The organism is Leptolyngbya sp. FACHB-8 (assembly GCF_014695575.1).
Taxonomy (GTDB): Bacteria; Cyanobacteriota; Cyanobacteriia; order Elainellales; family Elainellaceae; genus Vacuolonema.
The window spans coordinates 1-13,779 of record NZ_JACJOO010000051.1 but is presented as its reverse complement, the minus strand read 5'-3'; the positions used below and the strand labels follow the sequence as shown (position 1 = coordinate 13,779).

Annotated in this window: 9 protein-coding genes and 1 CRISPR repeat array; of the genes, 6 read left to right on the top strand and 3 right to left on the bottom strand. The window is 50.8% G+C overall.

Going from position 1 to position 13,779, the window contains the following annotated elements; translation table 11 throughout:
* The first annotated feature begins 36 nt into the window (after positions 1-36).
* Together H6F91_RS11915 and H6F91_RS27900 are read left to right on the top strand one after the other, a co-directional pair.
* Entirely contained in the window at positions 37-246 is a 210-nt protein-coding gene (locus H6F91_RS11915; RefSeq protein WP_190789335.1) for a hypothetical protein, read from the top strand.
* A gap of 88 nt (positions 247-334) precedes the next feature.
* A complete protein-coding gene (locus tag H6F91_RS27900; protein ID WP_242035752.1) occupies positions 335-1,597 on the top strand; it encodes a peptidoglycan DD-metalloendopeptidase family protein in 1,263 nt (420 codons plus the stop codon).
* An 83-nt stretch (positions 1,598-1,680) separates the two neighbouring features.
* Here H6F91_RS27900 and H6F91_RS11900 read toward each other — a convergent pair whose 3' ends face one another.
* Complete coding sequence (locus H6F91_RS11900; RefSeq protein ID WP_190789334.1) at positions 1,681-1,974, bottom strand: hypothetical protein; 294 nt, start codon at positions 1,972-1,974, stop codon at positions 1,681-1,683.
* A 67-nt stretch (positions 1,975-2,041) separates the two neighbouring features.
* A complete protein-coding gene (locus tag H6F91_RS11895; RefSeq protein ID WP_190789333.1) occupies positions 2,042-2,239 on the bottom strand; it encodes a hypothetical protein in 198 nt (65 codons plus the stop codon).
* A 796-nt stretch (positions 2,240-3,035) separates the two neighbouring features.
* Here H6F91_RS11895 and cas3 point away from each other — a divergent pair.
* Genes cas3 through csb2 form a run of 4 tightly spaced genes read left to right on the top strand, consistent with a single transcriptional unit; the run spans position 3,036 to position 10,211 of the window.
* A complete protein-coding gene (gene cas3 / locus H6F91_RS11890) occupies positions 3,036-5,420 on the top strand; it encodes a CRISPR-associated helicase Cas3' (RefSeq protein ID WP_190789332.1) in 2,385 nt (794 codons plus the stop codon).
* Positions 5,413-7,560, top strand: a complete 2,148-nt coding sequence (csx17, locus tag H6F91_RS11885; RefSeq protein ID WP_190789331.1) for a type I-U CRISPR-associated protein Csx17 — start codon at positions 5,413-5,415, stop codon at positions 7,558-7,560. Before cas3 ends, csx17 begins: the two co-directional genes overlap by 8 nt.
* Positions 7,561-7,563: 3 nt before the next feature.
* Positions 7,564-8,526 (top strand): type I-U CRISPR-associated RAMP protein Csb1/Cas7u, encoded by a 963-nt coding sequence (gene cas7u, locus H6F91_RS11880; RefSeq protein WP_190789368.1) that lies wholly within the window; start codon positions 7,564-7,566, stop codon positions 8,524-8,526.
* Entirely contained in the window at positions 8,523-10,211 is a 1,689-nt protein-coding gene (csb2, locus tag H6F91_RS11875; RefSeq protein ID WP_190789330.1) for a type I-U CRISPR-associated protein Csb2, read from the top strand. The genes cas7u and csb2 overlap by 4 nt, the downstream gene beginning before the upstream one ends.
* A 233-nt stretch (positions 10,212-10,444) precedes the next feature.
* Positions 10,445-12,946: a CRISPR direct-repeat array (repeat unit 37 nt; unit sequence ATTGCACCACACTATTTGGGTGTGGCCCTGTTGAAGC).
* 111 nt (positions 12,947-13,057) lie between these two features.
* Here the strand turns inward: csb2 and H6F91_RS11870 are convergent.
* On the bottom strand, positions 13,058-13,588 hold the full coding sequence (locus H6F91_RS11870) for a hypothetical protein (protein WP_190789329.1): 531 nt from the start codon (positions 13,586-13,588) through the stop codon (positions 13,058-13,060).
* Positions 13,589-13,779: the final 191 nt, after the last annotated feature.

The following is a 13,779-nucleotide window of genomic DNA, read 5'->3' as shown; positions in this document are numbered from 1 at the left end:
TCGCGCAGTAAACCTTAGTCCCTTAGGAGACATCCCATGAAATCATTACTCGGTTCCCTCGCAATCCTGATTATCCTGTTCCCCTGGTTCTCAAAGTCCATCGCAGACCGCTCTATCGACGTTAATGGCCTGTTGGTAAACCTGTTTGAAACGGTGCAAGAAATCATTACCCGACAGCCTGCCAACTGGCAAAATCCTGCACCTCCAGCCGCTCAACCTCCCCAGCAGCCGAAGGGGGGCGTATGACAGCCCTCATCAACAGCATGAGGCTGATCATGATTGGCCTCACCGCATTTGCGATCGCCCGAGTAGCAATTCCAGACAGGGTTGAGAAATGGCAGACCTCGATTCCCAACTTGCAGAGATCCGCGCCGAGCTCTCCAGTGGCCTCGCCACCATCAACCGGAGACTCGACAAGATCGAGCGCACCACCAAGCGCACCGAACAAACTGTAAGGAATGTCGAGGATGCCGTTTCCTGGCAGACCCTTATCAATGACGCCATTCTTTGTGGGGTCTGCCTTGTACTGGCTTTTGGGGCAAAGTCTGCCGATGTTGTGAAGCAGGATCTTTGCCCTGAATTACCAGGATGGGCAAAGCACGCTGTACCCTTCAACTTCTGCGGGAATGGTGGCAAGGCAGACAGCAATGCAGCCCAGGCCGCAACTCCCACTGAAGATGTGAAGCTGAAAGCGTTTTTGGATGCGATCGCCTGGGCAGAAGGAACGAGTAGCGAGGCAGGCTACAAGATTCAATTCACCGGAGCACAGTTCTCCAACTTCGGTGACCACCCCCGGCAAATCCTCTGCTCTGGCAGGCTTTGCAGTGATGCAGCAGGCCGCTATCAGTTTCTCAGCACCACATGGGATGGGTACGCACAACGGTTAGGGCTGAAAGACTTCTCTCCCGAATCGCAGGACAGAGCTGCTGCTGAAATCCTCAAGCAAAACGGCATTCCCGCAATGCTGGCAGAAGGCCGGATTGAGGATGCCTTCTGCAAGATTGGCCCTGTGTGGGCATCCATGCCTTGCAATGACTACGGGCAACCGCAAAAAGCCGCATCTGCTCTGGTTGCGAAGTACAACGAGGCATTGCAGAAGTATCAGGCGATCGCCCACACATCGACCAGCAACGAGGGATGGATCAACCCGGCTCCCGGTGCCACCTTCACCAGTGGGTTTGGCTACCGTGTCCACCCATTGAAGCAATACCGTTCCTGCCATTACGGAATTGATTTAGCAGGGCCAACAGGGACGCCCATCCTGGCCGCTAAGGGGGGCTTAGTGGAGGAAGCTGGGTGGAACAATGGCGGGTTTGGAAATCTGGTCATCCTGAAACACGATGACGGCTCACAGACGCTCTACGCCCATAACAGCGAACTGAAGGTGTCAGCGGGGCAACGGGTAAGCCAGGGCGATGTTATTGCGCTCATGGGTAGCACGGGCAACAGCACCGGCCCACACATTCACTTCGAGATGGACTTGGGGCAAGGAAAGGTAGACCCTCGCCCCCATATCCCCGGCATATCTGGGAATCAAACATTCGGAAAGATTGACCCGCAGGCGACGCAGACGGAGTGTAGGGGGAGGGCACTGTGAGGGCGATCGCACTTCGGGTAGAGTTGTTTCCCTTGACCCTCATGTAAAAATTCTGCAGATAACAACGATGCCTCGCGTCCCCCTCAGATGGCGCGAGGTTTTTTATTAGCATTACGGTTGCCAACCAGTGCTAGATTCAGAACCGCCTCGCAGAAGGAATAAGCTTGGGAGCCTGTCTCTTTTTGCCCTGTCTTTGCCTCCAGCCATTCGCTAATGTATGAAAAACCTACACCGCTTTTTTCTAGCTCCAGGCACTCATTCAATAAGACATCACTTCCTTTCGCCAGGCGAACCAGGTGTTCGGCATCGTCTTGCCTGAGAGACGAGCGAATTGTTAGCAATTTCGCTTTTAGCTTGAGTTCTGATTCCGTGTGCATTATGGCTTATCACTCTATTAAAGAAAGAGCTAGCTCTACAATTGCCATCAAATCAGCAATTTGTCACCTATCTCAGGTAATTCTGACTTAATGCCACCTCCAGACCTAACCTTGCTGCCATTACCGCAACTTTCCCCAGCTCCTCACCGACGCGAGCCAGGTCAACTTCCAACTGGGTCAGCTCTGACCAGAGTGCGATCGCCCTCGTTGCTCTGCCCACTTCATCCCCTCGCAGCGTCCTACAGCCCTTTTTCTTGGTTGCCACGTCAATGAACCACCGCAGCCGCGTGTAGTGCTTTTTGCCCGTGCGGCCGGGTGTGGAGTCTAACCAGCAATCCCGGTATGCTTCCCCGCCGATGTCTTCTAACTCTGCCTTGATGGCCTGATTGAAGCGACGCTGTCATAAAGTGCAATTAGGCTGTAACCTTTATCCTATAAGGGTTACATCACAGTTATTTTGTACTAAAAAATGCCGTCATTTTCCACATTAGCCTCGGCCAAGTAACGAATTTATGTTGTTTCAGGCTCCGAATTAGGGCTAATTGCATCTGGTGACAGCGTCGCTTCAATCAGGCCAATTAAGCAATTAGCTAGTTAATCGATTAATTGCTTAAGCAAAATACCTGCTCTTGTAAAACTTACCTGCGTTAGGTTGATGCACATGGGAGCCTGTTAGGGCAGTACAGGTAATAGAACAAGCTAAAATTACTGGCCCTGACGAAGGGTTTTAGCCTAATTACGTTCTATAACAGCTACGCTTCAATCACTCCAACTACAAATAACTCTGTCGCTATACGTGAAAAAACAGGGAAAGAGTGAAAACATTACAGCAAAATTACATCATTCATACTTATAGGTTTAAGTAATATAAAACGTTTTGAACGTTTAGCGAAAACTTATTGACGCTCAATTTATCACAGAGTATCTTGATAAGAACAATTCTACTACTGCTGTAAATAAGCCGATTTCAAAACGGCTAGCAGATACGTTTACCTTTATTGTCTGGAATTACTCACAACTCCTGACGAATTATAAAACCGCTGTATCGCGGCTACTTTGTCATGCAAAACTTCGCTGAATGGTTCGCTGCGATCACGCAAAAGCCGCCGTTCCCATACCAAGAGCGATTGGCAACAGTACCAGAATTACCAATACTGCTAAACGTACCAACCGGAGCAGGCAAGACTGCCGCTGCCGTCCTTAGCTGGCTCTGGCGTAGACGCTATGTTGATGAAGGAACGCGTCAGCGAACACCTCGCCGCCTGGTCTACTGCCTGCCCATGCGAACACTGGTTGAACAAACCTATGCCGAAGTAGAAGGTTGGCTAGAACGAGCAGGATTGAGCGACGAAATTGGACTGCATAAGTTGATGGGTGGGGTGGTGAGCCCCCGTTGGGAAGCCCACCCAGAGAAGGATTGTGTGCTCATCGGCACGCAGGATCAGCTGCTCAGTCGCGTATTGAACCGGGGATACGGCATGAGTCGCTACAAGTGGCCAATTCACTTTGCCCTACTGAATAACGACTGCCAGTGGGTGATGGATGAGGTGCAGTTGATGGGTGCTGGACTCCGAACAACGGCCCAACTGCAAGGGTTTCGGGAATTATTTGGAACCTACGGAAGCACCCGTTCGCTCTGGATGAGCGCAACTCTTGACCCAGAACTCCTACGAACAGTTAACTACAAGCCTGCTCTGAGTCAGGCCCACGCACTTACCGATGCCGATTATCAGAACAAGAAGCTGAATGATCGGATGCAGTCACAGAAACGGCTGGTGAAGGCAGAAACGGAGTGCGCGGGAAAAGAGACTGACTATACAAAGGCATTGGCAAAAGAGACAGTTGCTGCTCACCAACCGGGTACTATGACGCTGGTAATTTGCAATCGGGTCAGTCGTGCCCAAGAACTCTACAAGGTGTTGCAAAAGCAAACCAGCGAAGAATTAACGCTAATTCATTCACGCTTTCGAGCGGCAGAACGACTGGCTCTCAACCAGAAGCTAAGAGAAGGAAAGTTTTCAGGCATACTGATAGCGACTCAGGCGATCGAAGCCGGGGTTGATATTTCTGCTCAAACACTATTCACAGAACTAGCTCCCTGGTCATCGCTGGTGCAGCGGTTTGGGCGCTGCAATCGTTACGGGGAATGTTCTGATACCGCAACGGTTTACTGGATTGATATTCCTGACTTGAAGAAGGGTGCAAGTCCCTATAACCCTGAACAGCTTGAAACAGCGCGATCGCTCCTAGAAAACCTGGAACAGGTTGGACCGGAGGCTCTGAAAAATATTCCAGCACCGAAGGAAGAGATTGAGGGACTAATTCCACGCCAACATGATTTGTTGCAACTGTTTGATACCTCAACCGACTTGGCAGGGCATGACATCGACATCTCATCTTTCATTCGAGAAGCCGATGAAACGAATGTGGCGATCGCATGGCGGGAGTGGACTGATGATAAACCACCTGCAGATATGAGTGCTATTCAGCAGCAGGAACTTTGCCGCGTCAGCATTGGCAGAGCCAGAGAGTTTTTTAGCAAACTCAAAAACCAGAAAGCCTGGGTGCGAGATGGCTTACGTGGTTGGCAGGAAGCCACAACCCTTTATCCTGGCATGACGCTGCTGCTGCACTGTTCTGCTGGTGGCTATGACCCTGTTTTAGGCTTCACAGGCACCACACCCCAAACTCCAGCCGTTCCGCTCGATGAGTGGATAGCCCCCGACCAGGACGAACGAGACAATTTAAGTCAGGGAGCGACGAAGTTTGTCCAACTGTCGGTACATTCCCAGGATGTTGCAGAGGAAGTGGAAACCCTCTGTAAGGAGTTTTCAGTTCTCGATCTGCCCGCTGAGATTTTGATTCGAGCAGGACACTGGCATGATGCCGGGAAAGCGCACCCAATCTTTCAAAAAGTGCTAACACATAACCGCCCTGAACAGGTGGGCGAGACATTGTGGGCAAAGTCAGACCACGACTTCAAGAACCCAGACGATCGCTGCAACTTACCTCACGAGCGGCGCGGATTCCGCCATGAATTAGTCAGTGCGCTGCTGGCATTGCAAGAGCAGCAAGATTTTCTGCTGTGCTACCTGGTGGCTTGTCACCACGGAAAAGTTCGCATGACCATTCAACCCCGTCCTACAGAAAAGGTAATTGGGGTCGAACGGTTTGCCTTGGGCGTGCATCATGGCGACCGCGTTCACGAGCAACTTCCCGAAATCGACCTGGGAGGAGGTTTAAGCATCAAGAGCCAGGAGCTTTCTCTGGACTGTATAGGCATGGGAGATGGGGAGCATGGGGAATCATGGGCGGCTCAGGCGATCGCCCTTCTGGAGGAATACGGCCCCTTCAAACTGGCATTTCTGGAAACGTTGATCCGGATTGCAGATTGGCGCGGCTCTGCCCGATATGCTCCTCACATTTTGGAGAAGACGGATGCCTGAAACCATTACTCTGAAAGGCTGCACCCCAGAACCGTTGTCCAACTACCTTAAGGCATTGGGTGTTTTGCGTCTCGTCGTTGAACAGAAGCAAGACCCTCAAGCAAAAGGTTATTGGCACAACGATGCCTTTATTCTGGTCACAAACCTGACTCAGGATGACCTGGAAACGTTCTTTCTGCATCGTTACAAGCCAACACCCCTGGTTGCTCCGTGGAACGGCAGCACGGGTTTTTACCCGAAAGATACGGCTCAAAAACGCTTACTCAGCGCTATCCAGAGGGCAAAAACCGATCGATTCCAAGTTTACGGTGAGACAATTGCCACGGCTCAAGAGCAGGTTAATGCACTAAGACTGACCGTTCAACCCAAAGAGAAAGACGAAAAACGGCGACTGCTGGAGCGGTTGCGAAATACCCTGCCCGATGAAGCGGTGAAGTGGTTAGATACCTGTGCCTTAGTGACATCCGATGACCTGAAGTTTCCTCCATTAACAGGAACAGGCGGCAACGATGGCAACTTTGAATTTAGCCGCACATTCATGCAGCAGTTGCAGGAGTTGATTGACTTTGCGACCGGGGAACCTAATGATACCGCTGCAGCATTGCTACAAGCCGCTGTTTTTGGTGCTACCCTGCCAGCACTACCCTTCAGTGGCAAGATTGGGCAATTCAACCCGATCGCCGCTGGGGGAGCTAACGCTGCACCAGGCTACGACGCCGATTCCAGAGTCAACCCCTGGGATTTCGTGCTGATGCTGGAAGGGATTATGTTGTTCACGGCTGGAGCCACCCGCCGCTATGAGCAGTCAGACCAGGGTGGTTTTGCTTACCCCTTCACAGTACGCCCCTCTAACGTGGGGTACGGCAGCGCCGCTGAAGGAGACGAAGCCAGGGCAGAACTGTGGACACCGTTATGGTCAGCACCGACGGGGTTGAAAGAGCTACAACTGCTGTTCAGTGAGGGACGGGCCAAGGTGGGTGATCGCACAGCCCGCTATGGCATAGATTTCTACAGAGCCGTATCCAACCTTGGGCGAGATCGAGGCATTGATGAATTTGTTCGTTATAGCTTTCAGGTTCGTAACGGGCTATCTTACTTCGCCATTCCCCTCGATCGCTTTCAACCCAAGCCCAATCCCCAGGTTGATTGGCTCACCGAAATCGACCCCTGGCTTGATCGTTTTAGACGGGCTGCTCAGGACTCCAATGCCCCCGCCTCCATAAAACGGACACAACGACAGCTAGAAACAGCGATTATCGACCTGAGCCGGAAAAAGGCAACTCTACTGAATGTACTGATTGCACTAGGGGAAGCGGAAGCAGCGTTGGATCGTTCTCTTAAATTCGCCCAAGAAAAGTTCTTGCGTCCTCTCCCTCTGCTAAAACATGGCTGGGTTGATGCGTGTAAAAACGACTCAACCGAGTTCCGTTTGGGGCTGGCTTTAGCAAGCAACAACCTACGTCCACGCCTGGTACGGGCGCGACCAACACAACCTTACTACTGGGATTGGGCTGATAACGAGGACGGCATCACGACTTGGGAAAACGGGGATCTGGCTAGCAACCTGATCGCTGTGCTGAAAAGGGAGGAGATTGAATCGCAACTGCGGGAAAAGAAAGATGAGCGAGAAAATCAATTTACTGAACACATCAGTCTCTATAAGCCGTTTACAGATCTGGATGACATAGTGCGCTGGATTAACCGCGACGTTAATGATGAGCGAGTAGAGGCGATCGCCCGTGGCTTAAGTCTGGTCGATCTATCCAAGTCATTTCGACTATCAGAACCGCCTGAACTACCTATTCCCGCCGCCTATGCGCTCACAACCATCACCCATCACCGTCATCTTTTAAGGGAAGCGTGTCAAAAGGTCTTTGGGCACTACATTCTGGGCCAAGACCTGACTCTACCCAGAGTGCCAGCCCTACTGACAAAGTTGGCGGCAGGAGATTGCTACACCGCAACGCAACTGGCAATTCGACGGCTGTATGCCAGCGGCCTTGAGCCAGCCCTTAGCGAGGGAGTGTACGAACCGCGCGATCGCACCCTCCGCATTGCCTCTGCGTTAGCCTTTCCGATTTCAAACCTGGACCTAGCACGATTACTGAAACAGATCCGTAAACATGACCCCAAGGAGTAAATGATGGACTTTACTGTATTGAAAGACCACCCTCGATTGTTAATTGAAGCCAGCCTTACACCATTACAAGGCACTCGCTTTCAACCCACAGGCTTTCCAGACTTGGGAGCCGCAGCCTATCAACTGCCTAGCAGTAACACACAAATGTTGCTACTAGAATCGGCGCAAAGCGTTGCCAATCGATTAGAAAGCAGCATTTGGGACGACGCGAATGAGGATGTCGTTGCGCCGTTGAAGGGTATTCCCTATGTAGTGGTGAAGCAAGATGACAAGGTGCTGACCAACTCCCTGCTAGAGGCGCATCGGCTCAACTCCTTCTACATTCTGGAAGGCAAAGACAAGAGCTTTTTCGACCAACTACGCATGGAATTGGATGCCCCAGCAGAAGGAGCCGTAGACTTCCGCAAACTAGCTCAGGTTCTTGCCCGATACGACCTCAACTCCCTTCTGCATGGCATCTTTCTAGCGAAAAAGGAGATTGCCGGAGGACGGTTCAAGCTGGCACGGGCACTGTCGGGCTTTATTGAAGCCTACAACGTTGCCATAGTTAGCTCTGGCGGTGTGAAAAATGACCGTGTGAATCCCCAGGCTGACGCTAAGAAGGGCGGCGGAAATATCCCCTATCACCGTGAAGAATACACCGCCGAGAAAATCACCGCTTACTTCAGCCTGGATTTGGCCCAAATTCGTGGCTATCGCCTGGGAATTGACTTGGAGAACCTGCTGATTGCGATCGCCCTCTACAAAATCCAACGGTTCCTCGACCGTGGACTACGCCTGCGGACGGCTTGTGATTTGGAGGCAGTGAAGATAACTGTCAAACGCCCCGAAGGGTTTGAACTGCCCAGTACCTCAGAGCTTACCAAAGCTCTCCCTGGTCTGGTATCGGCAGCATCATCCGCCTTTGCCGATCCACCTGTCACCATTGTTCAATATCAGGCTGAGGAAAGCGGGAAGAAGAAATGAGCGTAGGACTTTCCATTCAATTTCTCACAGGCCGCTATCATGCAACCCCTTGGAAGCATCAGGTTAACGAGGGTGTGGTGGAATGGCCCCCATCACCCTGGCGCATTCTACGAGCGCTAGTATCGGCCTACTACCGGATGCCAGAGCAACCGGATCGCACCCTAATGCTCCAGTTGCTCAACAAACTCGCTAATCATCCACCTAGCTACGCGTTACCCCAACATACCGCTGCCCATACCCGGCACTATATGCCAATCCGAAAGGAGGGTAAGGCAACAACAACGAAAGTGTTTGACACCTTCTACGCTTTACCAGGCGGGGCATTATCTGAAGATGCAGCTATCCAAGTGGTGTGGGCCGATGTAGATTTAACCCTATCTGAGCAGCAATTACTTCAGCAGCTTTGCCACCAGGTTAGCTACCTGGGAAGGGCAGAATCCTGGGTTGAAATGCAAATAGCTGAAGCCCACAAACCTTGTAATGCAAAACCATTTCAGGATGAAGATGCGAGTACTGGGGCAGAGCGGGTGAGTGTGCTGGCACCGTTGACCGAAAAGGGATTAGAGGGATTTCAAGCGGCTCTAGCGATTCTCCCCCAACCGAAGAAGGGCAAAGCAAAATGGAAAGCTCCGGCTGATGTCCTGGAAGCGTTGGAACTTGACGTCGCTAATTTACATGGGCAGAACTGGAACGGTATTCCGGGAACCCGTTGGGTTACATATACATTGGAACAGGCGAAATACCAGCCTACGCGATCGCCATCGAATGATTTAGATAAACCAAACTTTGCTCGGTTCGCGCTTTCCTCAAACGTGCTGCCCAAGCTAACAGAGGCAGTTTCGCTAGGAGAACGGTTCCGTCAGGCATTGATGGCACGGAGTAAAGATTTAGCAGGACAACCCGATCCTGTCTTTGTTGGACGCAAAACAAACGACATAGATGAGGAAGGCAACCCCAAACCTGCGGAGGGCCATCAGCACGCCTGGTACTTGCCTGAAGTGAACTCCAGAGGGGAGATCAGTCACATCATCGTTTATGCGGCTGGAGGCTTTGAGGAGCAAGCTATACGAGCACTTGATAAACTTTCGAAGGTTTGGGGAACAGAGGGGTTCGACGTACAAACTGTCTTAGTCTCGCTGGGGCAAACCGAGAACTACAGCAGTGAAACCCAACAGCCAGGAACTTCTTTATTACTTAGCAAAAGCTGTCGTTGGCAAACTCTCACGCCAATGGTTCTACCACGTCATCCAAAGTGCGATCGCCGGGGCAACATCAAATACATTGCTGGCACCTTATTCCAAATTGATGGACCGGAGCATCAAGCACTACGGCTGCTACGGCAATTATTCGCCCATCTGAAACATCAACTACCGCTGGACAGATGCATTGAAGTTCAACATTCAGGTGACGACTACGGCAATTGGTTAGGGTATCAGAGCGAAGACGGCGAATTACTGGTAAAAGTCAGATGTTTGAACGAAGATGCAGGAAAGCGCTTCAGTGGTCATCGCTGGCAAGCGTTTCAGCGTCGGCGTTATCACGGCAAAGGGAAAAAGGAGTCGGATCGCGGCTACTGGCTGGAATTAGAATTCGCTGAACCTCAAACAGGCCCAATCGCTCTAGGCTACGCAGCGCATTTTGGTTTAGGCGTGTTTGCACCTGCTAATTACGGCGCGAATCAGTAGGTGTAATAACGAAACCATTTTTCTCTAAGCCACAAACCTTGCAGTATGGGTAATCTGAGAAATTTTAGAAAAATTCTATTCGCGCAAGGGCTAAAACCTTTGCGCTCAAAAGCTTTAGATGTTTTTTCTGAAGTTAAATTCATACATGTAGAAAAGCTAGAATTAGCTAACGATAGCTATCCGCGCAATCGAACCTTGAAAATTGCATATAGTAAGCTTTTCAGCAACCCACCATTGCACCACACTATTTGGGTGTGGCCCTGTTGAAGCGACTCCCAGAAAACACAGTCTACAGCCATTAAAAATTGCACCACACTATTTGGGTGTGGCCCTGTTGAAGCATGAGGAATGGGCAGGCCGCGCCCGCTATGCACTCATTGCACCACACTATTTGGGTGTGGCCCTGTTGAAGCACGTAAGCAAAGCGCCGAAGCTCTGGAACGATGACCATTGCACCACACTATTTGGGTGTGGCCCTGTTGAAGCATTTAACTTCTCATTTCTTGATTTCTTGCTAGGCGAGCATTGCACCACACTATTTGGGTGTGGCCCTGTTGAAGCGGGCTTTTGCCTAAAACCTGATTGCTGCTCGGAGAATTGCACCACACTATTTGGGTGTGGCCCTGTTGAAGCCATTTCTCCATCCCTACTTTGTAAGACTCATCCTCATTGCACCACACTATTTGGGTGTGGCCCTGTTGAAGCACCCGCGCTCTACGCTCCCATTCCTGGGCCGTCAGATTGCACCACACTATTTGGGTGTGGCCCTGTTGAAGCTGCTTCACCCTCGATGTAGCCTTCCAGCAGCTCCCAATTGCACCACACTATTTGGGTGTGGCCCTGTTGAAGCAAAAGATTGCTGACGTTTTGATCGAATACGAAGCCATTGCACCACACTATTTGGGTGTAGCCCTGTTGAAGCCATGTACTCCTCCCACGTAGCAAGGCGATCGCCTTCATTGCACCACACTATTTGGGTGTGGCCCTGTTGAAGCATATGCGGCCTCATCTTGGGGCTCAACAATTAAGTATTGCACCACACTATTTGGGTGTGGCCCTGTTGAAGCATGGAAGGAAGCAGGCAGATCCTGAGCCGCACCAGCATTGCACCACACTATTTGGGTGTGGCCCTGTTGAAGCTGGCTTAAACTCATTCCAAACCATCAAAAGCTGTTCATTGCACCACACTATTTGGGTGTGGCCCTGTTGAAGCGATCACCTCATCAATTGTGAGGGGATGATATCGGCGATTGCACCACACTATTTGGGTGTGGCCCTGTTGAAGCTTAGTGGTCATTACCGAGCAATCGCGTCTTTCCCGATTGCACCACACTATTTGGGTGTGGCCCTGTTGAAGCCATCATCTGAGCAACGGCCAAGCCCTTAGCAAACTGATTGCACCACACTATTTGGGTGTGGCCCTGTTGAAGCCAGAGGTTTTTGGATAGGGCTGCTTCACAGATGAGATTGCACCACACTATTTGGGTGTGGCCCTGTTGAAGCTATACAGCTTGGATCAATGGGGTGCAGTACGACATCATTGCACCACACTATTTGGGTGTGGCCCTGTTGAAGCAAGGCAGACGGTTCTCACGGTGGGCATTGGTGCAGCATTGCACCACACTATTTGGGTGTGGCCCTGTTGAAGCTTAGAAATCTTGGGGTCAGCCTTGAGGAGTTGCGCGATATTGCACCACACTATTTGGGTGTGGCCCTGTTGAAGCTTTCCCTGAATGAGTGGTTAACATCAACATCCCTGGATTGCACCACACTATTTGGGTGTGGCCCTGTTGAAGCTGAAACTTTTCGAGCGATCGCGGCATTCCCCCCTGTATTGCACCACACTATTTGGGTGTGGCCCTGTTGAAGCCAAGACATTTGCGACAAGGCCAACGAAGTGTTAGCATTGCACCACACTATTTGGGTGTGGCCCTGTTGAAGCCTCAAAAAATCACTGGGAGTACCATCAGCATTTTTATTGCACCACACTATTTGGGTGTGGCCCTGTTGAAGCTATGTTTGCGCCGCGGCTTGCTGTAGTGGCTGCATTGCACCACACTATTTGGGTGTGGCCCTGTTGAAGCCCACCTGAGACGCTCTTTGATGCTGCATCTCTCGACATTGCACCACACTATTTGGGTGTGGCCCTGTTGAAGCCTCTGGGTAGCCACAGCAGTAGAGGCGGAAGCTGGCATTGCACCACACTATTTGGGTGTGGCCCTGTTGAAGCAGTGCCGCCAGTAGGGAAGGCGATCGCCGTAACATTGCACCACACTATTTGGGTGTGGCCCTGTTGAAGCCCCTTAGAATTGCCTTGCCAACAGCTTTTCCCATAGCATTGCACCACACTATTTGGGTGTGGCCCTGTTGAAGCATCCACAAACTGTGGATAGTCAATACGAAAATTACTATTGCACCACACTATTTGGGTGTGGCCCTGTTGAAGCTGGAAACAGCGGTTACGGCTGCCGTCGCCCAACCATTGCACCACACTATTTGGGTGTGGCCCTGTTGAAGCGAGTGGCTCTGAAAAGCAGGAATTATTAGCGGCGATATTGCACCACACTATTTGGGTGTGGCCCTGTTGAAGCTACAGGAATACCCAAACGGAAGCCAGAAACGAAAATTGCACCACACTATTTGGGTGTGGCCCTGTTGAAGCAAATGTGCTCACCCCTAGCTCGGTATCCACTCCAGCATTGCACCACACTATTTGGCCTGATTGAAGCGACGCTGTCATAAAGTGCAATTAGGCTGTAACCTTTATCCTATAAGGGTTACATCACAGTTATTTTGTACTAAAAAATGCCGTCATTTTCCACATTAGCCTCGGCCAAGTAACGAATTTATGTTGTTTCAGGCTCCGAATTAGGGCTAATTGCATCTGGTGACAGCGTCGCTTCAATCAGGCCAATAATGGGAATTGCCAAAAATACAATGCCTCCAATTAACCCAAAAATGCCAAACACTACTCCAAAAGCCTTGTTGCCCGGAGGGGTGTAGTTTGGGATTGTAAAATTTGGCTTAGCTTCCTGTATTGCCACTACCAATGGATGCTCTTCATGAAAAGGATTAGCCTCGCTCTCATCCCCTAGCAAAATTATCTGGTTCCAGGCAGGCAAGCTCTGTCCCATTTGCCGCCCCAAAATTTGAAGGGTTGTAATCCCTGGAATCTCAAGCTTAGTAATCCCACTCTCTACAAAACGGACTGAAGCGACTTGATCAGGGGGTGGGGAAGCATCTAACAAAATTCGTAGGCAATCATTTTTTCTGACGACCTTAGCAACAATGCCCTTTGGTCTAAGGCTCTGATTTATCAATGCAGCGATCGCGCTAGGGTCGCCCTGTTTCGCAAGCCGGACAGTCTCTTGCTGCATGATTAAATTCCTGGGGCAATGGTAGGGGGTGTCAGACACCTGCTTTATACTGCCCAGAAAGAATCTGACCGGAACGAATAGGCCTGATTGAAGCGACGCTGTCATAAAGTGCAATTAGGCTGTAACCTTTATCCTATAAGGGTTACATCACAGTTGTTTTGTACTAAAAAATGCCGTCATTTTCCACATTA

Bases quoted from the DNA above. Each gene is read 5' to 3' on its own strand.
- H6F91_RS11915 (WP_190789335.1), top strand. From the start codon at position 37: ATGAAATCATTACTCGGTTCCCTCGCAATCCTGATTATCCTGTTCCCC.
- H6F91_RS27900 (WP_242035752.1), top strand. From the start codon at position 335: ATGGCAGACCTCGATTCCCAACTTGCAGAGATCCGCGCCGAGCTCTCC.
- H6F91_RS11900 (WP_190789334.1), bottom strand. From the start codon at position 1,974: ATGCACACGGAATCAGAACTCAAGCTAAAAGCGAAATTGCTAACAATT.
- cas3 (WP_190789332.1), top strand. From the start codon at position 3,036: ATGCAAAACTTCGCTGAATGGTTCGCTGCGATCACGCAAAAGCCGCCG.
- csx17 (WP_190789331.1), top strand. From the start codon at position 5,413: ATGCCTGAAACCATTACTCTGAAAGGCTGCACCCCAGAACCGTTGTCC.
- cas7u (WP_190789368.1), top strand. From the start codon at position 7,564: ATGGACTTTACTGTATTGAAAGACCACCCTCGATTGTTAATTGAAGCC.
- csb2 (WP_190789330.1), top strand. From the start codon at position 8,523: ATGAGCGTAGGACTTTCCATTCAATTTCTCACAGGCCGCTATCATGCA.
- H6F91_RS11870 (WP_190789329.1), bottom strand. From the start codon at position 13,588: ATGCAGCAAGAGACTGTCCGGCTTGCGAAACAGGGCGACCCTAGCGCG.